The sequence below is a fragment of the Streptomyces sp. HPF1205 genome (assembly GCF_020400825.1).
GTDB lineage: Bacteria > Actinomycetota > Actinomycetes > Streptomycetales > Streptomycetaceae > Actinacidiphila.
This window is the reverse complement of sequence record NZ_JAINVH010000016.1, coordinates 141,362-162,507: the sequence shown is the minus strand read 5'-3', so window position 1 is coordinate 162,507 and position 21,146 is coordinate 141,362. Positions and strand designations below refer to the sequence as shown.

The 21,146-nt window shown below is 72.7% G+C and carries 18 protein-coding genes and 1 tRNA gene; 7 read left to right on the top strand and 12 right to left on the bottom strand.

The genetic code is table 11. From position 1 onward, the window contains the following. Positions 1–815: helix-turn-helix transcriptional regulator (locus tag K7G61_RS20235; protein WP_225848306.1), on the top strand; the 815-nt coding region annotated here is incomplete at its 5' end. An 894-nt stretch (positions 816–1,709) separates the two neighbouring features. On the opposite strand, the gene K7G61_RS20230 is transcribed toward K7G61_RS20235, so the two are convergent. From K7G61_RS20230 to K7G61_RS20200, 7 genes are all read right to left on the bottom strand, one after another. After that, positions 1,710–2,966, bottom strand: coding sequence for an ABC transporter permease (locus tag K7G61_RS20230; protein ID WP_225848305.1), 1,257 nt, complete (start codon positions 2,964–2,966; stop codon positions 1,710–1,712). Beyond that, positions 2,963–3,673, bottom strand: coding sequence for an ABC transporter ATP-binding protein (locus K7G61_RS20225; RefSeq protein WP_225848304.1), 711 nt, complete (start codon positions 3,671–3,673; stop codon positions 2,963–2,965). The genes K7G61_RS20230 and K7G61_RS20225 overlap by 4 nt, the downstream gene beginning before the upstream one ends. Then, positions 3,670–4,515 (bottom strand): hypothetical protein, encoded by an 846-nt coding sequence (locus tag K7G61_RS20220; protein ID WP_225848303.1) that lies wholly within the window; start codon positions 4,513–4,515, stop codon positions 3,670–3,672. The genes K7G61_RS20225 and K7G61_RS20220 overlap by 4 nt, the downstream gene beginning before the upstream one ends. Positions 4,516–4,554: 39 nt before the next feature. Further along, positions 4,555–4,893 (bottom strand): hypothetical protein, encoded by a 339-nt coding sequence (locus K7G61_RS20215; protein ID WP_225848302.1) that lies wholly within the window; start codon positions 4,891–4,893, stop codon positions 4,555–4,557. Between the two features lie 286 nt (positions 4,894–5,179). Next, positions 5,180–5,341, bottom strand: a complete 162-nt coding sequence (locus tag K7G61_RS20210) for a hypothetical protein (RefSeq protein ID WP_225848301.1) — start codon at positions 5,339–5,341, stop codon at positions 5,180–5,182. Then, on the bottom strand, positions 5,338–5,673 hold the full coding sequence (locus K7G61_RS20205; RefSeq protein ID WP_225848300.1) for a hypothetical protein: 336 nt from the start codon (positions 5,671–5,673) through the stop codon (positions 5,338–5,340). Before K7G61_RS20205 ends, K7G61_RS20210 begins: the two co-directional genes overlap by 4 nt. Further along, positions 5,660–6,100: a hypothetical protein gene (locus K7G61_RS20200; protein ID WP_225848299.1), complete on the bottom strand. Its 441-nt coding sequence runs from the start codon at positions 6,098–6,100 to the stop codon at positions 5,660–5,662. Before K7G61_RS20200 ends, K7G61_RS20205 begins: the two co-directional genes overlap by 14 nt. A 127-nt stretch (positions 6,101–6,227) precedes the next feature. Here K7G61_RS20200 and K7G61_RS20195 point away from each other — a divergent pair, with 127 nt between their 5' ends. Together K7G61_RS20195 and K7G61_RS20190 are read left to right on the top strand one after the other, a co-directional pair. Further along, positions 6,228–6,554: a hypothetical protein gene (locus tag K7G61_RS20195; protein WP_225848298.1), complete on the top strand. Its 327-nt coding sequence runs from the start codon at positions 6,228–6,230 to the stop codon at positions 6,552–6,554. Continuing rightward, positions 6,554–7,240 carry a site-specific integrase gene (locus K7G61_RS20190; RefSeq protein WP_225848297.1) on the top strand — a complete coding sequence of 229 codons (687 nt, stop codon included), beginning with the start codon at positions 6,554–6,556 and terminating at the stop codon, positions 7,238–7,240. The genes K7G61_RS20195 and K7G61_RS20190 overlap by 1 nt, the downstream gene beginning before the upstream one ends. Before the next feature lie 150 nt (positions 7,241–7,390). On the opposite strand, the gene K7G61_RS20185 is transcribed toward K7G61_RS20190, so the two are convergent. The 5 genes from K7G61_RS20185 to K7G61_RS20165 form a co-directional block, all read right to left on the bottom strand. Further along, a tRNA-Thr gene (locus tag K7G61_RS20185) sits at positions 7,391–7,467 on the bottom strand. Positions 7,468–7,760: 293 nt separating this feature from the next. Then, on the bottom strand, positions 7,761–9,392 hold the full coding sequence (locus tag K7G61_RS20180; protein ID WP_225848296.1) for an alpha/beta hydrolase: 1,632 nt from the start codon (positions 9,390–9,392) through the stop codon (positions 7,761–7,763). Between the two features lie 106 nt (positions 9,393–9,498). Beyond that, positions 9,499–10,725, bottom strand: a complete 1,227-nt coding sequence (locus K7G61_RS20175; RefSeq protein WP_225848295.1) for a hypothetical protein — start codon at positions 10,723–10,725, stop codon at positions 9,499–9,501. 429 nt (positions 10,726–11,154) lie between these two features. Continuing rightward, a complete protein-coding gene (locus tag K7G61_RS20170) occupies positions 11,155–12,468 on the bottom strand; it encodes a DNA polymerase III subunit delta' (protein WP_225848294.1) in 1,314 nt (437 codons plus the stop codon). Between the two features lie 341 nt (positions 12,469–12,809). Next, positions 12,810–15,059 (bottom strand): asparagine synthase-related protein, encoded by a 2,250-nt coding sequence (locus K7G61_RS20165; RefSeq protein ID WP_225848293.1) that lies wholly within the window; start codon positions 15,057–15,059, stop codon positions 12,810–12,812. An 837-nt stretch (positions 15,060–15,896) separates the two neighbouring features. Here K7G61_RS20165 and K7G61_RS20160 point away from each other — a divergent pair. The 4 genes from K7G61_RS20160 (at position 15,897) to K7G61_RS20145 (ending at position 21,030) form a co-directional block, all read left to right on the top strand. Next, the gene (locus K7G61_RS20160; RefSeq protein WP_225848292.1) at positions 15,897–17,312 is read left to right on the top strand and encodes an MFS transporter; all 1,416 of its coding nucleotides are present in this window, start codon (positions 15,897–15,899) and stop codon (positions 17,310–17,312) included. Between the two features lie 67 nt (positions 17,313–17,379). Then, positions 17,380–18,600 carry an L-2-hydroxyglutarate oxidase gene (gene lhgO, locus K7G61_RS20155; RefSeq protein WP_225848291.1) on the top strand — a complete coding sequence of 407 codons (1,221 nt, stop codon included), beginning with the start codon at positions 17,380–17,382 and terminating at the stop codon, positions 18,598–18,600. 80 nt (positions 18,601–18,680) lie between these two features. Beyond that, positions 18,681–19,436, top strand: a complete 756-nt coding sequence (gene trmB, locus K7G61_RS20150) for a tRNA (guanosine(46)-N7)-methyltransferase TrmB (RefSeq protein WP_225848290.1) — start codon at positions 18,681–18,683, stop codon at positions 19,434–19,436. A gap of 166 nt (positions 19,437–19,602) precedes the next feature. Next, a complete protein-coding gene (locus K7G61_RS20145; RefSeq protein ID WP_225848289.1) occupies positions 19,603–21,030 on the top strand; it encodes a PrsW family intramembrane metalloprotease in 1,428 nt (475 codons plus the stop codon). Positions 21,031–21,146: the final 116 nt, after the last annotated feature.

The window sequence follows — 21,146 nt, the reverse complement described above, 5'->3', positions numbered from 1 at the left end:
CCACCGGCCGACGCCGCCGGGTTCCGGGACTGCGGCGCGAGGAGGTCGCTGCCCTCGCCGGCGTGAGCACCGAGTGGTACACACGGCTGGAGAAGGGCCACATCGGCGGTGTCTCCGTGGGCGTGCTGGAAGCGGTGGCGCGGGCATTGCTCCTCGACGAGGACGAGCGCACCTACCTTCTCGATCTGGCCGAAGCGGCTCGCCCCGCTCGCCGCAGGCAGCGCCGCAAGGACGTCAAGATCCCGTCCGCCGTCCAGTGGATGGTGGACTCCATGACCATGGCGCCCGCCTTCGTACGCGACGGCCGCCTGGACATCGTCGCCGGCAACGCACTGTGCAGGGCCGTGTATTCGCCGATGTTCGGCAGCGACACCACCGGCGACCGCGGCTGCGCCAATTTCCCCCGATACTTCTTCCTCGACCCCGGCTCCCGCGACTTCTTCGTCGACTGGGAGGAAGGCGCGAGGGCGACGGTCGCGGTGCTCCGCGCCGAAGCCGGACGTGAACCCCACGACCGGGCCCTGCGCGAGCTTGTCGGCGAACTGTCCACGCTCAGCCCCGACTTCCGCACCATGTGGGCCAGTCACGACGTCCGAATCCGTCACGAAGGCATCAAGCGGCTGAACCATCCCGACGTCGGCCCGCTGGAAATGACCTTCCGCTCCCTGGACCTGCCCCTGCCGCAACGGGCCGTACACGACCTGATCATCTACACGGCCGAACCCGGCACCCCTTCGGAGGACCGCCTCAAACTCCTCGCCAGCTGGACAGCGCCGCAACCCTCAGTCACGGAACCGGTCCGCCCGCCGGACTGATGTCACGCGTCAATGAGGTGGCTGTCCGGTCTTCGAGATGGTGCCGATCAGGTGGCGGCCGGCGAGGCCGCAACGAGCGAGGTCCCCGGGCGGTTGGTCAAGAGGCCTGACGTCTCGAACCGTACGCGGGTGCCAGTTGTGCCTGCCGAGGTCCTGGACCACTCACACGGGCCGATGCGCTGCGGCGAAGCTCCCCCAGCAGCGGGAGTTCGCCGCCAAGGACGATCCAGCCGAAGCCATGGTGAGGCGAGCACTGGCCTCCCCGCTGCGCATCCACGTATTGCGGGGAAACCTCGACACCATCGTGGCCGCAGTGGCCGCACTGGCCGCCCAGGCCCCGACGACGCCCTGCTCCGCACGCTCACCGAGCCGTCCGCGGCGGCCCCCCGAACCAAGTCACCTGACCACCCGTCAGGCACCGATGTGCCCCCTCCTCACGCACCCATCGTGCTCCCCTCCCCCGCCCGCAGTCCGACGCCCACCACCCTCTATCCACGAAACCGCAGGTCACCACCCGCAGCACTGCCGAATCACGGTACGCCGACATTCGCCGACCAACGCACTCCACGCGCAGGCCGCACACACTCAATTCACCCGATTCCCAAGGCCGAGCGCAAGAAAAACCCCAGGTCAGAGGCCTGACCCAGGGTCCACCGTGGAGCCGCCTTCGGGATTCGAACCCGAGACCTACGCATTACGAGGTCGTGAGCGAGTGTGCCTCCCAGTTCCAGCTCGTGCCGCGCAACGCCGCGCCGTTATGCCTGATCAGGGCACCAGGGGCTTGGTACCTGGTGATCCCTCGAAGCGCCCTGCCCAAAGGCGTCCGCGCTCCCCTTGCGCTCCCCGAATCGCGCGGCTGGCTCGCGTGAACCGTGAGAACGGGACGACGGCCGGTCATCGGCGCAGGGCGTCCAGCGGTTCGATGCGGGCGGCGCGGAGGGCGGGATAGAGGCCGGCCAGCAGGCCGACGAGGGCTCCGATCGCGGGGGCGGGGATGACACTCACTGGCTGCAGGACAGCAGTCCAGCTCTCCATGAGTGCGGCGATGATGACGACGAGCACGCCGATGCTCGTGCCGACGAGACCCCCGAGGAGTCCCAGGGCGGTGGACTCGGTAAGGAACTGGGCCGCGATGTGTCGCGGGCGTGCGCCCAGGGCACGCCGAAGGCCGATCTCGGCGGTGCGCTCCATGACGGCGACGAGGGTCGTGTTCGCGATCCCGATGGCGCCGACGGCCAGGCACAGGACGGCGAGGATGAGGAAGAGACTGGACATGTCAGTGCCGACCTGATCGCGCAGGGTGTGCGGGTCGGGGGGAGGGACCGCAGTGAGGAGCTGCGGCTGGTCCGGCCGGAGGGCGAGCGGGGCCTGTTCGGCTATCAGCTGAGCCGCTCCGACGCGGGTCTGGATGAGTCCTTGGGCGGGAGGGTCGGCAGGGGGACCGTATTCTCGTAGCGCTGTGCTCGACGGGATGAGAACTCCCGTCAGGGTCTGGGCAAGTTGCTGACTGTCCGAGATGATGCCGACCACCGTGTAGGCCGTGTCGTTGATGAAGACGGCCGGCTGGTTGTCGACCCGTGCGATGCCCAGGAGGCGCGCGGCAGCGGCGCCGAGGACACAGACGTGTTCAGCGTGGTCCTGGTGGAAGTCGTTGTAGAGCGTGCCGGTGAGCATCGTCGTCTGCATGGCTTGCAGCGTTCCGGGTGATGCCGCGTAGATGTTCACGGCGCCGTCGTGAGGCAATGCCTTGGTGTAGTCGGGGGTGCGGGAGAGTGTGGGGTTGCGGAGGGGAACGCTCCACCAGACCCCGCCGGCTACCACGCCGTTGAGATGCAGCAGGCGTTCGTCTGTGTCGGAGGGGAAGACCATGCGCCCGCTGGTCGTCGGGGAATCGGCCGGGGGGGTGGCGGTGATCGTGACGGTGGTATCCCGCAGGAGGTCGAAGGACTTGCTGATCTGGCCGCTGGCCGTCGTTGTCAGTCCGAGAACCGTGACGAAGGCCCCGACGCCCAGGACGGTGCCGAGCATCGTCAGGATCGAGCGTGTCGGTCGCTGGATCAGTCCGGCCAGAGCTTCGGCGAAAAGGTCCTTGAGGCGGAGCCGGGTGGGAGGTGTTTCCGGAGTCCGGCGGCGGCGGAAGGTGGCGGTCATGTCAGAGCCCGTGCCGTGCGGTGTGTCGCTGCCGGGTCGGCCGGGGCGACAGCGCCGTCGAGGATCTGCAGCTGTCTACGGGCACGGGCCGCCACGCCCGGGTCGTGGGTGATCACGATGAGGGTGACGCCGTCGCGGTTGAGGTCTTCCAGAAGGCCCAGGACCGCTTGTGCGGTGGCAGAGTCGAGGTTTCCGGTCGGCTCGTCGCACAGGACGAGAGCAGGCGCCCCGACCACGGCCCGTGCGATGGCGACCCGTTGTCTCTCCCCGCCGGAGAGAGTGCCGGGCAGGGCATGCAGGCGATGGCCGAGTCCTACTCTGTCGAGTGCCTCCACTGCTGCCGCCGTGCGCTGCCGCTGTGTGGGGGTGCTGTAGAGCAGGGCGATGCCGACGTTCTCCGCCGCCGTACGGTGCGGGAGGAGGTGAAACTGCTGGAAGACGAATCCGATGCGCCGCCCGCGCAGTGCGGTGCGTTCGCGTTCGTTCAGTGCGGACACGTCGTGACCGGCGAAGACGTACTGGCCCTGGGTCGGCCGGTCCAGCAGGCCGAGCAGGTTGAGCAGGGTGGACTTGCCGGAACCCGACGGGCCGACGATCGCCAGGTGTTCTCCGGCTTCGATGGTGAGGTCGACCGGCTTGAGGGCTTCGACGGAGGGCGTTCCGGGATAGGTCTTCGCCACCCCGCGCAGTTCGACGATCGCGGTCACTGGCCGACCACCACGCGGGTCCCGGCGGTCAGGGTGCCGTTCACCGGTGTGACCTGGACCATGCCGTCCGCGGAGACCCCTGTGGTGACGGGCATGACCTGCTGCTTTCCGCCTGGTTCGAGGAGGGAGATGGTGGTCTGCGCGTCGGCTGCCGAGGAGATCGCGGCTTCCGGCACAGCGAACACCGGTCCCGCACTCGCCGCGGCGGTGATGGTGATGCGCACGTCCTGGCCTTCGAACGCGGCCGACCAGGGGTGGTCGGGCCGGATTTTCAGCGGTATGTAGGCACCGCCGGCCGTGCCGGTGTCGGTCGCCCCCGGCTTCGCGGTGGTGAGCGGCCCGACGCCCGCGACGACACCTGTCGCCTGATCGCCGGTGGTCTCCGAGAACACGGTGGCGACCATGCCGGACTTGACCAGTCCTTTGTCGGCTGGGTCCATTGTCCCGCTCAGCTCCATGCCGCCGACCGCGAGAGTGACCACCGGGCCCCTGACCGGATCGCCGACCGTGACGGGGACCGACACGACCCGGGCGGGCAGCGTGCGTACGAAGAGGACTTCGGAGGAGGGGAGCATGGCACCGGCCCGCGCCTGCGCCGCGGTGAGGTCCTCTTCTGCCTGGCTCAGCTGGCTTCGCAGTGACGCGGCAGGGTTCCGGTCCGATGAACTGGAAAGCTGCGCCCGGAGCTGGTCCACCTTGTGCTGCGCGGCCCGAACGGCTGCCTGGGTTTCCTCGCTCGTCTGCGGCACGGCGTATCCCATGGCGGAGTACAGGTGCGTCACCGCCCGCTCGGTGCCGACGCCGAAGGTGCCGGTCGGGTCCGGCTGTCCGGTGCGTGCCACGGCCGTGGCCCCACCAGGGCCCGTTCGGCGGGAAGCATGTCAGCGCCCGGCCAACCCCATGTTCACGCCGTCCCGCAGGTCCGCGTCACCCTGTGCGATCTGTGCCGCCGGGTCGAGACACCGGTGCCGCACCGAGCTGCCCCTCGGGTCGTGGGCACATCCCAAGGCGTCGTATCGGTCGACTGCTTGCCGCAGCCGCTTGGCAACGGAGCGGAGAGTGGCGAACCCGGGTTTGCCGGACACGGTCCTGAGAGCCTGGTCCGCGTCCCGTCCGACCACCTCGGCGGTGGCCGCACAGGCCGAGGTGAACATCGAGGCCCGGGACGTGGAGCACTCGCTGTTCGAGCCCGACCCGAAGATCTCCTCGTGCGCGTTCAACGCCGGGAGCAAAGCGGACTGCACGGCTTCGGCGACGCGCCCTGCCGGCGACAGGCTCGGGTCGTTCGCAGTGCCCGTATGCCGGGCTGGAGCAGAGGCCGCAGGATGACCTTTCCCACCGGACGAGCACCCGGTCAGCAGCAAGCCGCCCACCGCGACCACCGCGACCCCGTACGGCGTGATCCGCCGTAAGTACCCGAACCCTGTCCCCACGCGCCTCATCGGTGTCATGACGTCAAAATAGCCTTCCGCTGCCGAGCCGTGTCAGCAGACCGATCACGGGGGTTCAGGTTCCCTGGAGGACCTGTGCTGCCTTCTCCAGGGTCGCCTGCTCCGATGTACTGAGGTCGGAGAGCGGCTCTTCGTTCCGCGCGATCAGCTGTTTTTGGATCGCGGACTCGACGGCGAACCAGACGCCGATGACGTTGGCCTGCTTCTTGCAGGTCACGTCCGCCGTGGCCATCTGGATCTCGGCAGCCGTCGGAGACGGTTGCAACCTGGAGCCTGTGCGGGTGAGGACAGCGAGTAACCGTCCTTTTTCATGCACGCCGACCACTGGGCGAAGGCGGACAGCAGCTTCGGGTTGGCCAGGGACTGGTTGTAGCTGGCGTCGTCGATGTCCTCCGCCAGGCGCTGGTTCATGCCGGGACCGAGCTTCCTGCGCACCTCGCCCGAACAGCCGCCGGCAGGGATGTGCTGCCCCTTATAGACCTGGCTTTTGTGCTCGGCGCCGGAACCGGGGCTGTCGCCCAAGAACACCAGGCGTTCACTCGTGGTCATGCGCGCGGCGGGCGGGCGAGGCCCTCGTCGCCTTCGGTTTGTGGTAGCCGTACGTGCCGGCCACGGTCATGTCCACCACGCCGTATCGGCGTCCCATGTTGGCCGCGTTGCCCGACGGGTCCGCGGTGGAGAAGGCCGGCGGCGTGTACGAGAAGCCGTAGCGGGCCATGCACTGCCGCATCAACACCCCGGACGCGCGCAGCATCTGGGTGTGGGTGGCCTCCGACAGCAGATAAGGCTCGATGGGCAAGGACAGGCCTGACACCGTCGTAAGGGTCGGTATGTGCGAGGGCGCGGGCTGGGCAACGCGCAGCACGGGAGTGGGGGGCTTGCCCGCGGAGGGCGAGCCGGCGCCGCACGCGGCGGCGCCCGTCGCGCACACGACGATCAGAGCACTCCGCCGGATCGTGCGGAAGGTGGTGCTCATGGGGTCACCAAGTCTCTTTCACAAGGCTCTCGACTGCTCAACCGCCGCCGACGATTGAACTCTTCGGCAAACAGGTCACGGGAGCGGCGGGGCGGGCGCCGCCCAGTAGACGGTCCAGTCGTTCTCGTTGTACACGGAGGCCGGGTGCAGCGCCCCCACGGACACCCGGGACGAGAAGGCGGAGCGGGCGCGACTGCACGGGGTGTCGACGACGGCCCGAGACCAGTACCTGGCCGAGCGCAAGAACATCCAGCGGGTCACCGGTCCCGCCACGATGCTCAGCATCAAGGCCACCCCGTCCTCGGCGCTCAGCAACGCGGTGAAGGAAGAACTGATCGCCAAGAACTACGCGGCCTTCCTGACGCTCCCCAAGGTCACCAAGCCCCGGGTGCTGGCCTGGACCGCCCTGCGGGTAGCCCGCTGGAAGCGCACGGGGAGAAGCCCTCCCCCGTGATGGTGTGGACTCTCCAGCAGACAGCGAAGTTCTTGGACTTCATCGTGGAGGACCGCCACTTCGTCGCCTGGCACCTGGTGCTCTCCCACGGCCTGCGCCGCGGCGAACCGGCCGCGCTCTCCTGGGACGAGATCGACCTGGACGAGGAGACCATCCACATCAGCGAGCAACTGGTGTCGATCTCCTACGAGGTCCACGAGGACGACCCGAAGGCCGACAGCGTCCGCGACATCAAGCTCAACCGCGACTCGGTGATGGTCCTCAAGGCGTGGCGCAAGAAGCAGCGCGCCGAGCGAGCCGAGTGGGAAGCCGAGCACGCCGGGAACGACTCGGGCAACCGCGTGTTCACCAAGGAGAACGGCGAGGTGTACCACCCGCAGTTCTTCCTTGACCGCTGGGACCGCCTCGTGGAGCTGTCCGGCCTGCCACCGATCCGGCTCCACGACGGCCGCCACGAGGCGGCCAGCATGGCCCTTGCCGCCGGCGTCGCCCCCAAGGCCGTGCAGGCGATGCTCGGGCACTCCTCGATGAGGATGACGACAGACACGTACCAGACGGTGCTGCCCGAGATGCACGCCGCGACCGCCTCGGCATCCCTGGACCTGATCGCCGCGTACCGGGAGCAGCAGACGAGACCCAAGAAGAAGGCAAAGAAGCCCAAGAAGCAGGGCAAAAGGGCGGCCTGACCAGGGTTGGGGCCACCTTTCGCCCACGGCTCGGCCCCATTTCGGACCCATCTGGCTCACGCACAGGCGAAATCCAAAGTGGTTTAGACCATGTGGCGATCAAGGAAACGACTAAGGCCCAGGTCAGTTGCTACGACCTGGGCCTTTTCGTGGAGCCGCCTTCGGGATTCGAACCCGAGACCTACGCATTACGAGTGCGTTGCTCTGGCCAACTGAGCTAAGGCGGCTTACCGCGGCACTGCCGAAGCGCGGTTCCATGGCGGCAAGCCGTGGGCGTCGCGTGGCAGCAGCAGCGGGTGAAAGTCTACAGGGTGGCGGGGGGTGGTTTTGACGCGAGGAGGAATCTTGGCGGACGCCCTGGGTCGCGGCGCCCGCCGGCTCCGCCTCGTGGCCAGGGCCACGCTCTCGCCCGGCTACGGATCCGCCCGGGCTCCCGGCCGCCGCCCGTGATCAATACACCCAGCCAGCGCCCGCCCAGCGCCCGCCCACCCACCGACCGCGAGCCGATCGAAGCCGAACATCAGGTGCAGCGGGTCGAGGGGGCGGGGAGGGTGCCCGAGAGGAGGTAGGCGTTGACCGCGGAGTCGATGCAGGCCGAGCCGCGGCCGTAGGCGGTGTGGCCGTCGCCGACGTAGGTGAGGAGGCGGCCGCTGGAGAGCTGGTGGGCGAGGGAGACCGCCCACGCGTAAGGGGTGGCGGGGTCGCGGGTGGTACCGACGACCAGGATGGGGGCCGCGCCCTTGGCCTCGATGCGCTCGGCGTGGCCCGTCGACCGGACCGGCCAGTAGCCGCAGACCAGGGAGGACCAGGCCAGGGTCCTGCCGAAGTGGGGCGAGGCGGCGAGGAAGGACGGCAGGACGCGCGAGACCTCGGCGGGCGAGGTCAGCGCCGGCGGGAGGTCCAGGCAGTTGACGGCGGCGTTGGCGTACATCAGATTGCTGTACTTGCCAGAGGCGTCCCGTTCGTAATAGCTGTCGGAGAGCTTGAGCAGAGGGTCGCCGTCACCCTTTTCCGCGCTGGCCAGGGCCGTACGGAGGGTGGGCCACGCCTCCTGGTCGTACATCGCGGCGATGACGCCGGTCGTGCCCAGCGCCTCGGTGAGCTTCCGGGAGCCACCCGTCGGCAGCGGGTGGGCGTCCAGCGACTTGAACAGCGCGTCGAGCCTTGTCCCGGCGTCGGACGCCGACGAGGTACCCAGCGGGCAGTCCGCCCGCTTCACGCAGTCCTTCGCGAAGGCCGCGAACGCCACCTCGAAGCCGCCGGCCTGCGCGCGGCTGCCCTCCAGGGCGCTGACCGAGGGGTCCATCGCGCCGTCCAGGACCAGGCGCCCGACCCGCTGCGGGAACAGGCCGGCGTAGGTCGCGCCGAGGAACGTACCGTACGACTTTCCGACGTACGTCAGCTTCTGGTCGCCCAGCAGCGCGCGCAGCACGTCCATGTCGCGGGCGGAGTCGATGGTCGAGACGTGGCGCAGCAGGGCCGCCGACCGCTTCTCGCAGCCCGCCGCGAACGATTTGTCCGCGGCGGCGAGTGCCGAGATCTCGGCCGCGTTGTCGGGGGTGGTGTCAACGGCGGAGTAGGCGTCCATCTGCTTGTCGGACAGGCACTCGACGGGAGTGCTCCGGGACACCCCGCGCGGGTCGACGCCGACCATGTCGTACCGCGAGGTGACGGCCGCGGGGTAGCCGAGCGCCGCGTACTGCAGGTAGTCGATCGCCGAGCCGCCGGGACCGCCAGGGTTGACCAGCAAGGAGCCGAGGCGCTTGCCGGGGCCGGTGGCCTTCTTACGGGCGACCGCCAGCTTGACGGCGTCGGCCGGGACCGGGTGGGCGTAGTCCAGCGGAACCTTCATGACCGCGCACTGGAAACCCGACGCGCCGCAGTCCCGCCAGGCCAGCTTCTGGTGGTAGTACGGCGCCAGGTTCGCCGGCGTGGCGGTCGGCAGCGGGCGTAGCGGACCGGTCGCCGTACCGGAGCCGGAGCCGGAACCGGTCGCGGAGGGGGCCGCGGCGCCGGACCGGGAGCCGGACGGGGAGGACGCCGCCGCGTCGTGGCCGCCTCCCCTGGTGGAGCAGGCGGACAGCAGCAGGCCGGTCACCGCGATCGCGATGGCCGGGATGCGGAGCAGGCGCTTGGAGTGCTTGGAGTGCATCGGCGACTCGGGTCCTCCCGTCGGATGACTGCGAGCGTATCCGGCCCGCAGCCTCCCCTGTCGGATGAACTGTCGCCTTTTGAGTGGTTTACGCGGCCTCGGGCGCCTAACGGTGACGCCTCACCTGCCCGGGATTGGGCGCGGGCGCGGGCTCCGGCGGTACGGACGGGCCGGGCGATACCGCTGCCCCGGTGGCGGCGGAGGGGCCGCGGGGTGCGGACGGCGCAAGGGGCGCGGCCGGCGCGGACGGCACAAGGGTCGCGGGCGACGCAAAGGTCGCGGAGGGACCTGCGCTCCGGGCAGCCGGGCGGTCAGCCCGGTCCGTCCGAGCCGCCCGGTCCGTCCGGGCCGGACCGTCCAGCTTCTCGGTGAGATAGCAGGCGACGCGGACGAACAGTTCGCGCCGCTGCGCAACGCCGTCCAGCAGGCGCACGCGGATGCCCCGGGGGCGCAGGGTGGCGCGCAGAGCGCGGGCCGAGGCGTGGGAGGCGCTCTCGCCGGGGGAGGCCGCCAGCAGCACCGAGGGATACGGGCCGGAGCCGGGGTCGGCGCCGGGACCCGAGCCCGGCGCCACGCGCGGATACGTACCGGACACGCCCACGGCCGCCGCGTACCGCCCGGGGTGCGCGAACGCCTCCCGCACCGCGCACAGGGCGCCGGGGCCGATACCGAGGGAGGCTCGCGCGGTGGCCGCGGTCAGCGTGCGGTAGCCGCGGTCGACCTCGCTGAGCACGGGTGCGGCGTCGCGCGCGCAGTCCGGCGGGGTGACCACGATGAACGCGTCGGCGATGCGCCGGTCGACGCCCAGCGCGAGGCCCGCGTAAAGGTCGTTGTCGCCCCGAGCCGGAATCCGGGCCAGCACCACCGGGTACGCGACGCCCGCCGCGCGCGGCGAGTCGTAACGCGGCGGCAGCCACACCCTGGTGCCGTCCCGCAGCACTTGCAGGGTGCCGCCCGCCGGATGGCCGACGGTCCGCGGTTCGAGAGGCGGCGGGGCCTTGGGCGTACGCGAAGGCGAAGGCATACGCGGCGGCGGTACGGGGCCGGGGGCGATCTCGGCCGCCCGGCCGGTGGGCGTACGCCGCGGGCCGGCGACGGCGGGGTGGTGGTGCGACGCGTTCGTGCCGCCGAGGAGGGTGACCGCGAGGGTCGCGGTCACCAGGGCGGCCGCGGTGGCGGCCGCGGCGCGCAGGACGGTGCCGAGGCGGTTCTCGGGGAGCTCGTACGGGCGGCCGGCGCGCTCGGCACGCCAGTGGCGGTGTGCGCGCCGGGTGAGAACGATGGCCGTGGCCGCGGCCGCGGCCACCAGGAGGAAGGCGAGGACGGTGGCCATGGCGGAACCATGCAGCCGACGGCACCCTCCGCCCGTGATTCGGCACGCGGGTTGGCGCCGGATCACCCAGAAGGGGGGCCTGCTGACGCGCGGCGCCCCTTCTCCCCCCGCGGCCGAACTAGCCCGGCACATTTCACGCCCGCTCGCCGTCCCGAGAACCGGACTCCCCCACGCCCGCAACCCATCCCGAGACCTGGACGCCCCCGCCCGCGGCACGAGGCACACGTCGACCCACGATGCCGCCCCGGCCACCCCGCCACTGGCGCGGACCCAGCCCGCGCCCCCGCGGCAGGAGGGACACCCACCCGCGACCCGTAACGCCGGGGTCGTCCCACCGCGCAGGGCGCGCACCCCGGCGCGGGTCACTCCTCGCCCGCGCCACCGGCCCCGACCCGCCTGGCGGCTACCCCACCCGCGGCGCCACCTGCCTCACCCCGCCCGCAGCGCCAAGGTCATCGCCTCCACCGCCAGCAGGGGCGCCACATTGGCATCGAGGGCTTCGCGGCAGGCGAGGATGGCGTCGAGACGGCGCAGGGTCTGGGCGGGGTGCGAACTCGTGGCTATGCGGCCGACGGCCTCCTGGGCCTCGATGTTGGCCAGGGAGCGGTCGGAACCGGTGAGCTGGAGGGCGAGGACGTCGCGGTAGAAGGACGCGAGGTCGGTGAGGGCGAGGTCGAGGGTGTCGCGCTGAGTACGGGTGGCGCGGCGCTTTTGGCGGTCGGCGAGCTCCTTCATCGCGCCGGCTGTGCCGCGGGGCATGCGGCTGCCCGCCCCCGGGCTGGCGCCGAGGGCCTGCCGCAGGTCTTCGGTCTCCTTGGCGTCCATTTCCTCGGCGACGGCCTTGGCGTCCTCGGCGGCGGCGTCGACGAGTTCCTGGGCGGCGCGCAGGCAGCCGCCGACATCGGCGAGTTGGAGGGGGATGCGCAGGACGCCGGCACGGCGGGCCCGGGCGGCCTCGTCGGTGGCCAGGCGGCGGGCGCGGCCGATGTGGCCCTGGGTGGCGCGGGCGACCCTCGCCGCCAGGTCGGGGTCGATGCCGTCCCTGCGGGTCAGGACGTCGGCGACCGCCTCGGGCGAGGGAGTGCGCAGCGTCAGCAGGCGACAGCGGGAGCGGATGGTGGGCAGCGCGTCCTCGACGGAGGGGGCGCACAGCAGCCACACCGTACGGGGGGCCGGCTCCTCCACGGCCTTCAGCAGGACGTTCGCCGCGCCCTCGGTCAGGCGGTCGGCGTCCTCCAGGACGATGACCTGCCAACGGCCGCCGGCCGGGGAGAGGTTGGCCCGGCGGACCAGGTCGCGGGTCTCCTTGACGCCGATGGTCAGCAGATCGGTCCGTACGGTCTCCACGTCGGCGTGAGTGCCGGACAGCGTGGTGTGGCAGCCGTCGCAGAACCCGCAGCCGGGAGCGGCCCCCAGCGCCTTGTCCGGGCTCGTGCACTGCAAGGCCGCCGCGAACGCCCGTGCCGCGGTCGACCGCCCCGACCCCGGGGGTCCGGTGAACAGCCAGGCATGCGTCATCCGCCCGCCCGGGCCTCCCGAGCCCCGAGCGCCGCCCTCACTCGGGGCCCGGTCCCGCTCCTGGCCGCCGCCCCCCGTCGCCTCCTCGCCCGCGTGCGCCTCGGCGATCGTCGTGACGAGCGACTTCCGCGAGTCGGCCGCGACGAGCGCGTCGGCGTCCGCGGCGGCGGCCGCCAGCTCAGCCACCACCCTCGGCTGGCCGACCACGTCGTCCCACACCGTCATTTCCGCTGCCACCTCGCCTTCCGCACGCGCCGCACACCTCGCCGTACCGACCGCCGCGTCCCGGACAGCGCCGGGCTGCCGCGATCCGGCCCCGTGCAGACATTCTGGACCACCCCACTGACAACGCCCGGCCGGCCTCGCCCCGCACCCGGTCCGCCGCAGGTCACAAGCCCGCCGCCCCGGAACCCGCGCCCCGGGACCTTCAACTCCCGGCTCGCCCGGAACCCCGGACACCGGCAACCCCCGGCGCCCCGAACACCGGCGGGCCCGGCAGCCGAACCGGGCTCCACAGCGGGGCGTGCCGCCCCGGCCGCACGCCCCGGCAGCCGCTCGTCAGCCCCTCAGAGTGAAAGCCTCTGCACCCCCGACGCCACCGCCCGCTGCTCCCCGGCGTCCGCGCCGTCCGCGCCCATGCCCGTCCAGCACGACCCCCGCCGCGCCAGGAGCCGCCGCAGCCACACCTCGGTGGCGACCAGGTGCCCTATCCCCTCCAGCGGCACCGGCTCGCCGCCTGCCGCCGCGCGCAGGGCGTCGCGTACGACACCGGCCTCCACCAGGCCCGCGTCGGCGAGCAGCGGGGCCTCGAAGAGGTCCAGGAGCGGATCGAGGGTGGTGCGCAGGCCCGCGCGCAGGGCGGAGGCGGGTGCGGTGGAGGGGGCGGCGCCCGAGCCCCAGCCGGGCGGGAGTTCGCGGACGCCGGCGCCGGCCAGGACCTCGCCCAGGACGGAGGCGCGTGCTCCGGGCCGTACGCGCAGGGCGGCGGGAAGGAGGCGGGCGGCTCGCACGACCTGGTTGTCGAGGAAGGGGGCGTGCAGGCGCTGCGAGGGTACGGCGGCGGCTTGTTCGAAGACGCGGTAGTCGGCGGCGTGGCGGGCCAGGGCGGCGTGGGCGCGGCGCTCGCCGGGCCGTTCCAGGGGCCAGGGGCGGCGGGCGGCCTCCTGGAGGCGAACCGATACTTCAGCCAGCGCCTCGCCGGTGAGCCAGCGGGCGGCGGGACCCGGCCGTACCCACGCCATAGCGGCGAGAGAGGCGTCGAGCGGCCCTCGCGGACCGCCTGCCGCTGCCCCTGACAGCAACAGTGCGGCGGCGTCCTCGACACCGCGCTGGTACGGCGTACGGGCGAGCCGGCGCGCGGCCCGGTAGACGGTCAGCGGCACGGTGAAGGGCAGGAGCGGCGTCGAGTGCCCCGCGGCGCCGTCGGCTTTGGTCAGGGCGGCGACCGGCCGCAGCAGTGAGCGCCGGCGCCGGTCCATCAGCAGGTCCGCCAGCCGGGCCGGGTGGGCGTCGAGCACCTGCCGCGCGCCGTATCCGATCAGGTGGTCCGCGCCGCCCGCCGACAGGCGCCGCCGGTGGCGTTCGGCGACGACCAGGGGGGTGCCGGGTTCGTCGGTCAGCGGCCCGGCCAGGGGGCCGGCGGCAAGGTCGGCGTATGGCAGCGCCTCCTCGCCGCCGGCGACGACGACGTGCCTCAGCCGCGGGTCGGCGCCCATGCGGCTGGCGCGTTCGAGTTCGGCCTCGCGGGAAGAAAGTCCGCCGGAGACGATGTCGTTGAAGGTGACGGCGAGCAGGCGCTCCCCGGCGAGCGAACCGGGGGCGCCCGGCAGGGTGCCCGGCATCCCGGGCAGTCCGGCGGCCAGTAGCGCCAAGGTCGCGGAGGCGCTGCCGCCCGTCAGGTCGGCGCCGATGCCGGGCGCCGGGGCCTCGTCCGGGTCGGGGACGAAGCGGGGCTGCGCCAGCCGCGCGCGCACCGCTTCGATCAGCGCGTCCCGTACGCCTTCGATCGCCGCTTGTACGTCGGCGGCGCTCGCCCGGTGCCGGCCCGCGGCAAGGGAGGCGGTCGGCTCGTAGCCTGTGATCTCCGGCGCTCCTTCGCGCAGGATCAGGGCGTGTCCCGGCGGCACCCGGCGCACCCCGACGTAGGGCGTGCCGTCCCCGACCGCCTCGGGCGAGTCCGGGCAGGCCAGGGTCGCCGCGAGGTGGGTGACGTCGAGCCCGGCCTCGATCAGGTCGGCCAGCGGCAAGGCGGCGGTTGCGTAGGCGGTTCCGCCGGACCACCTGGTGTGGAAGACGGGCCGCGCTCCGGCGAGGTCGCCCAGCACCGTGATGCGGCGGCCCAGTTGCAGCACGGCCGTATAGCTGCCGGGCCAGGCCGTGACGTGCCGGAGGGCGCCGCCCCTGGCGGCGACGAGCCCGAGCCGCAGTTCGGCGTCGCTCGCGCCGCAGCGGCCGAGCACGGCGAGGCGGGCGACGCCATTGGCGCCGCCGGACTTCCGCTGCCCGTAGGAGCGGTCGTACGGGCGGTCGTACGTGCGGTCGTAGGCGGCGCCGTCGGCGTAACCGCTCGGGCCGCCGTCGGCATAGGTGTCGGCGTATGCGCTGCCGTTGCCATTGGCGCGGACGCGGCCGCCCGCGGCGGAGCCGGACGGGTCCGCGTACACCACTCGTACCTCGTCGGGCCGCCAGTCGCCGACCGCCCACAGCGGATCGGGGTCGCCCCACAGGAGTTGGGCGCCGACCGGCCGAAGGCTGTGGGCGCGCGCTCCGGGAACGGGACCAGCGGTGGCGCTGCTCCACCCCACCAACCACCGCATCGCGCCTCCACAGGCTGTGGACAGCCGGGGGCACTTCGCCCTTGCCGCGCCCCACGCCGCCGCCACGTCTGATGTCCGGAAGACCATGCTGCCACGCGGAAGCGCGCAAAGAGGCGCACGGGTGCACCAAGGAGCGCCGGGGCGCGCCGGTTCCCGCCGCCAGGGTGCGAGCGGGAAGGGCGCGCGAGAGCCCGACTGGGTCCCAACTGGCCGTCCGCAGCCATTAGTTGAAACCCGGACGCCAAACGTCGGTTTCGCGCCAAACTCTCCGGCACTTGCCGGAGCCAATATGCCCGGGGCCGGGTGCGGACCGACGGGCGCCATCCGGTTGCGGGGGCGGTGCGCGCGGGCCCGGCGAGGGGGCGCCGGCCCGGGGAACGGGTACGCGCCCCCCGGGCCGGTCCACTGCCCGCGGGGATTGTGACAGCGGAACACCCTGGCCCGCCCCACCCCGCCATAGCCGCCTGGCAGGGGCGCGGGCCGACCCACGGCCCCCATGCAAGCGCCGCTCCCCCGGAACGCACAGAGCGCACGGCCGGGCGCACGGCCACATATACCGGGAGCACACGCCGAATCGCGTGCGGGGCGCGTAGCGTGAGGGGCCGGATTCACGCCATCCAGGACAAGGCTCTTAACGGTCGGGATGCGGCGTCTTACGCTGGGTGTACCCGGTTCGCACACGTACGCGCGGCTCGGGTGCCCGGCGCATGCGCCGCGACCGCCGGACAGCCGGCGGCGGGGTGGCTTGAATCGGGTTCAGGGGAGGGTGACCCCCGCGCCCCACGACAAGACCAGGCCGCCCGGCCTGCCCCCAGCGGCATCACGAGGTGAACCGCAGTGAACAGAGAACACCGCGGGCCGAACGAGAAACTCGGCAGTCTTCTCGCTCTGGCGGGCATCAGCAACGCCGGACTCGCCCGCCGGGTCAACGATCTCGGCGCCCAACGTGGGCTGACGCTGCGGTACGACAAGACCTCCGTGGCCCGCTGGGTCACCAAGGGCATGGTCCCCCAGGGCGCCGCTCCGCATCTGATCGCCGCCGCCATCGGCAGCAAGCTCGGCCGCCCGGTGCCGCTCCACGAGATCGGTCTGGCGGACGCCGACCCGGCCCCCGAGGTCGGGCTCGCCTTCCCCCGGGACGTCTCGGAGGCGGTGAAATCGGCCACCGATCTGTGGCGCCTGGACCTCGGCGGCAGGCGCGGCCCGGGCGGCGGCGGCATCTGGCAGAGCCTGGCCGGATCCTTCGCAGTGAGCGCTTACGTCACTCCCGCCTCGCGCTGGCTGATCACCCCCGCGGACGCCACAGTCGCCCGGCCCGACCCGGCGCCCGGCAGCACCCATGTCGGCCACGCCGACGTCACCAAGCTGCGGGAGGCCGCCGAGGACGCCCGCCGCTGGGACTCCAAGTACGGCGGAGGCGACTGGCGTTCGGGCATGGTCCCGGAGTGCCTTCGCGTCGAGGCCGCACCCTTGCTGCTGGGCTCGTACAGCGACGACGTGGGCCGCTCCCTCTTCGGCGCCACCGCGGAACTCACCCGCCTGGCCGGCTGGATGGCCTTCGACACCGGTCAGCAGGAGGCCGCCCAGCGGTACTACATCCAGGCGCTGCGGCTGGCCCGCGCCGCCGCCGACGTTCCCCTCGGCGGGTATGTGCTCGCCTCCATGTCGCTGCAGGCCACCTACCGCAACTTCGCCGACGAGGGCGTCGACCTCGCCCAGGCGGCCCTCGAACGCAACCGCGGCCTGGCCACCGCCCGCACCATGTCGTTCTTCCACCTGGTCGAGGCCAGGGCCCACGCCAAGGCCGGGGAAGCGGCGGCCTGCGGCGCCTCCTTGGCGGCGGCCGAGGCGATGCTGGAGCGCTCCCGTGAGGGCGACTCGGATCCGAGCTGGCTCGGCTTCTATTCCTACGACCGCCTCGCCGCCGACGCCGCCGAGTGCTACCGCGACCTGCGCATACCCCGCCAGGTCCAGCGCTTCACCGAGGCGGCGCTGGCCCGCCCCACCGAGGAGTTCGTCCGCTCCCACGGCCTGCGCCTGGTCGTCTCGGCCGTCGCCGAACTCGAATCCGGCAACCTGGACGCGGCCTGCGCCGCCGGGGCGAAGGCGGTCGAGGTCGCCGGCCGCATCTCCTCCGCCCGCACCACGGAGTACGTCCGCGACCTGCTGCACAGGCTGGAGCCTTACAACGACGAGCCGCGGGTGCTCGAACTGCGCGAAAGGGCGCGGCCCCTGCTCGCGGCACCGGCGTGAGGGAAAGCGCCGACGCGCGGAGTGCGGCACTCTGTTCCCACGCCGGCCCGAAAGGAAACACCCCCACATGACCAGGCCCCTCACCGACGTCACCGTGATCGGCGCCGGCATCGTCGGCCTGGCCACCGCCTATACCCTCACCCGTACCGCGCCGAACGCGACGATCCGGGTGGTGGAGAAGGAGTCCGGCCCGGCAGCGCATCAGACGGGCCACAACAGCGGCGTCATCCACAGCGGCATCTATTACCGCCCGGGGTCGTTGAAGGCGCGGTACGCCCTGGCGGGCTCCGCGGAGACCCCCGAGTTCTGCGCCAGGCACCGCATCCCGTACGCCGTCACCGGCAAGCTGATCGTCGCCACGGCCCAGGCCGAGCTGCCGCGCCTGCACGCCTTGGCGGTGCGCGGCCGCGAGCACGGCCTGAGCATCCGCGAACTCGGCCCCGCCCAGATCTCCGAGGCAGAACCCGCGGTGGCGGGCCTGGCGGCCGTCCACGTGGCCAGCACGGGCGTGTGCGACTTCGGCGCGATGGCGCGCGCCCTGGCCGGCCTCGTCGAGGACGCGGGCGGTGAGATCCACTACGGCCGCGAGGTCACCGCGATCTCCCGGGAGGACGGGGGCGGCGCCAAGGGCCGGATCACCGTCCGTACCGCCGACGGGGCGCACCTGGCCACCAGGGTGCTGGTCAACTGCGCGGGCCTGCACAGCGACCGCGTCGCGCGGCTGGCCGGGCACGAGCCGGGAATGCGGATCATCCCGTTCCGCGGCGAGTTCTACGAGCTCGCGCCCGCCCGCCGCGACCTGGTGCGCGGCCTGGTCTACCCCGTGCCCGACCCCGACTTCCCGTTCCTCGGCGTCCACCTCACCCGCGACGTGCACGGCACGGTCCACCTCGGCCCCAACGCCGTCCCGGCCCTCGCCCGCGAGGGGTACCGACGGCGTACGGTGCGCCTTCGCGACCTGGCGGCGACCGCCGCCTTCCCCGGCACCTGGCGGATCGTCCGCCGCCATTGGCGCCAGGAAGCGGGCGAGATCCGCCGCTCCCTGTCCAAGCGCGCCTTCACCGAGGACGCCCGCCGCCTCCTGCCCGGCCTTCGTCCCGCCGACCTGCGCCCCGCCCCGGCCGGCGTCCGCGCCCAGGCGGTGCTGCCCGACGGCACCCTTGTCGACGACTTCCTGTTCGCCGGCTCGCCGCCGTTCATCCACGTCCTGAACGCCCCGTCCCCGGCCGCGACGGCCGCCCTGCCGATCGGGCGGGAGGTCGCGCGGCGGGTCGTGGCGGCTCTGTGAACCACGGGGGCGAGGCCGGCGGGGGCCAGGACCGGCAGGCCCGCCGCGGCCCGCCCCGCACCCCGTAGAATCGTCCCATCGTGACCAGCAAATCCCCCTCCTCCCCCGCTCCGGCCGGCGTCCTCTTCCCGCCCGGCAAGGGCCCGTCCCCCGACCCGGCGGGCTCCCGCACGGAGCGCAGGATCCGCTCGTTCCACGCCCGGCGCGGCCGCATCACACCCGCCCAGAGCGCCGCGATCAGGCGCCTGTGGCCGCGGTGGGGCGTGGAGCTCGACGGCAGCCCGCTCGACCTCGGGGAGCTCTTCGGGCCCGGCGTGCCGGTCGTCGTGGAGATCGGCTTCGGGATGGGCGACGCGACGGCCGAGATGGCCGCCGCCGACCCGGCGACCGGCATCCTGGCGGTGGACGTCCACACCCCCGGCCAGGGCAACCTCCTGTCACTGGCCGAGCGCGACGGCCTGACCAACATCCGGGTGGCCAACGGCGACGCGATCATCCTCTTCCGCGACATGCTCCCGCCGTCCTGCCTGTCCGGGCTGCGCGTCTTCTTCCCCGACCCCTGGCCCAAGCCCAAGCACCACAAGCGGCGGCTGATCCAGCCCTCCTTCGTCGAGATGGTGACCCCGCTGCTGCGCCCGGGCGCGACCGTCCACTGCGCGACGGACTGGGAGCCGTACGCCGAGCAGATGCTGGACGTCCTGTCCGACGCCCCGGGCCTGGCCAACCAGTACGAGGGCTTCGCGCCGCGTCCCGCCTTCCGCCCGATGACCAAGTTCGAGCGTGCGGGCCTCGCCAAGGGCCACGTGGTGCGGGACGTGCTGTTCACCCGTGTCTGAGCCGGCCGCCGGGTGCCTCGCGGCATAGGCCGCAGGCGAACGGGTCGCAGGCGGCGAAGCTGCGGGCGCGGCAATGGCCGCGGGCGGCGCCGTAAGAGTCCCCGTGACACCCGCCACCCGAACCGCACCCTCGCGCGGGCCCCCTCGCCCCCCGTACTGTCGACAGGTGTCCACGTACCCGCACCAGCCCGGCTCCGGTTACCGGCATGTGCCCTGCCAGGTGCCGGGGCCGCTGCCGGCGGAGAACGCGGGGCCGGACGCGCGGCCGCGCCCCGGTGCCGGTGACCGGCCGGCCGCCGCCTGGCCGGCGCCGCAGCAGTACGCGCCCAGGCGGTCGTTCTGGGAGAGCCGGGCCGTACGCACCGGAGGGCTGTTCACGGCCCTGGCGGTGTGCGGGGTGGTCATCCTGGCCCTCGTACGGCGGCACATAGGGACCGAGCCGTTCCTGGTCGGCCTGGCGCTGGCGACCGTACCGGTGCCGCTGCTCGTGTCGGTGTTCCTGTGGCTGGACCATGTCGCGCCGAGCCCCTGGCAGAACGTGGTGTTCGCCTTCTCCTGGGGGGCGTGCGCGGCCACCCTTGTCGCGTTGTTCGCCAACGAGTACGGGGCCAAGCTGCTGGCCACCACGTTCTCGGCCAGCCCGTCGCAGACCGACAGATGGGGCGCGACCTTTGTCGCGCCCTTGGTCGAGGAGACGGCGAAGGGCACCGCGATCCTGCTGCTCTTCCTCTACCGGAGGCGGCACTTCGAGTCGCTGCTGGACGGGATCGTGATCAGCGGCCTGGTGGCGACCGGCTTCGCGTTCACGGAGAACATCCTCTACCTGGGCACGGCCTTCAGCGAGGATCGGGCACTGGGCGCCGGCGTCCTGGACTCGGCGACGGCGGCGACCTTCTTCGTGCGGGTGCTGATGACGCCCTTCGCACACCCCTTGTTCACGTCGATGACCGGCCTCGGCTTCGCCCTCGCGGCGACCGTCCGGCCCGGCCTCCCCTGGCGCTGGCGCTGGCTGCCGCCGCTGGGCGGCTGGCTGGTGGCCATGGGGCTGCACGGCACGTGGAACGGCTCGTCGCAGCTTTCCCCGGTCGGCTTCCTGACCGTCTACGTGTCGGTGATGATCCCGGTCTTCGGCCTGGTGGTGTGGCTGGCGTTCTGGGCGCGTTCCCAGGAGTTGCGCACCGTCCGCACGCACCTCGCCGTCTATGCGTCGGCCGGCTGGCTCACCCCGCCCGAACCCGCCGCCTTGGCGTCGATGAAGACACGGGCCGCCGCCCGCCGCCAAGCCCGCGCCATAGGCGGCGACCCAGCCGCCCGCGCCGTACGCGACTACACCCTCTTCGCCACCCACCTCGCTTTCCTGCGAGCCGCCGCGACCCGGGGCGCTCCGCCGCCGGACTTCGCCGCCCGTGAGTCCGAGCTCCTCCACCACCTGTGGCGCCGCAAATCGTGGGCCCAACCCGCCCTTGTGACCGCCTCCCGTCCCCCGCTCCCCCGCTGGACCCCGTCCCCGGTGGGAGCAGTCGTCCCTCCCCCACGCCACTCCCCCTGGCCGCCCTATCCGGCAACGCCCTACGTTCCGCCGAAGCACTTGTAGCGGCACCCCGGCCGGGTGGGCGTTGGGCGGTGGCCGGCCGTCGGGGCGGCAGCCGCCCGTCGGGGCGTTCGCGGGCGCCGCAAGGCGGCGGGCCGCACGGCGAATGCGTGCGCGAA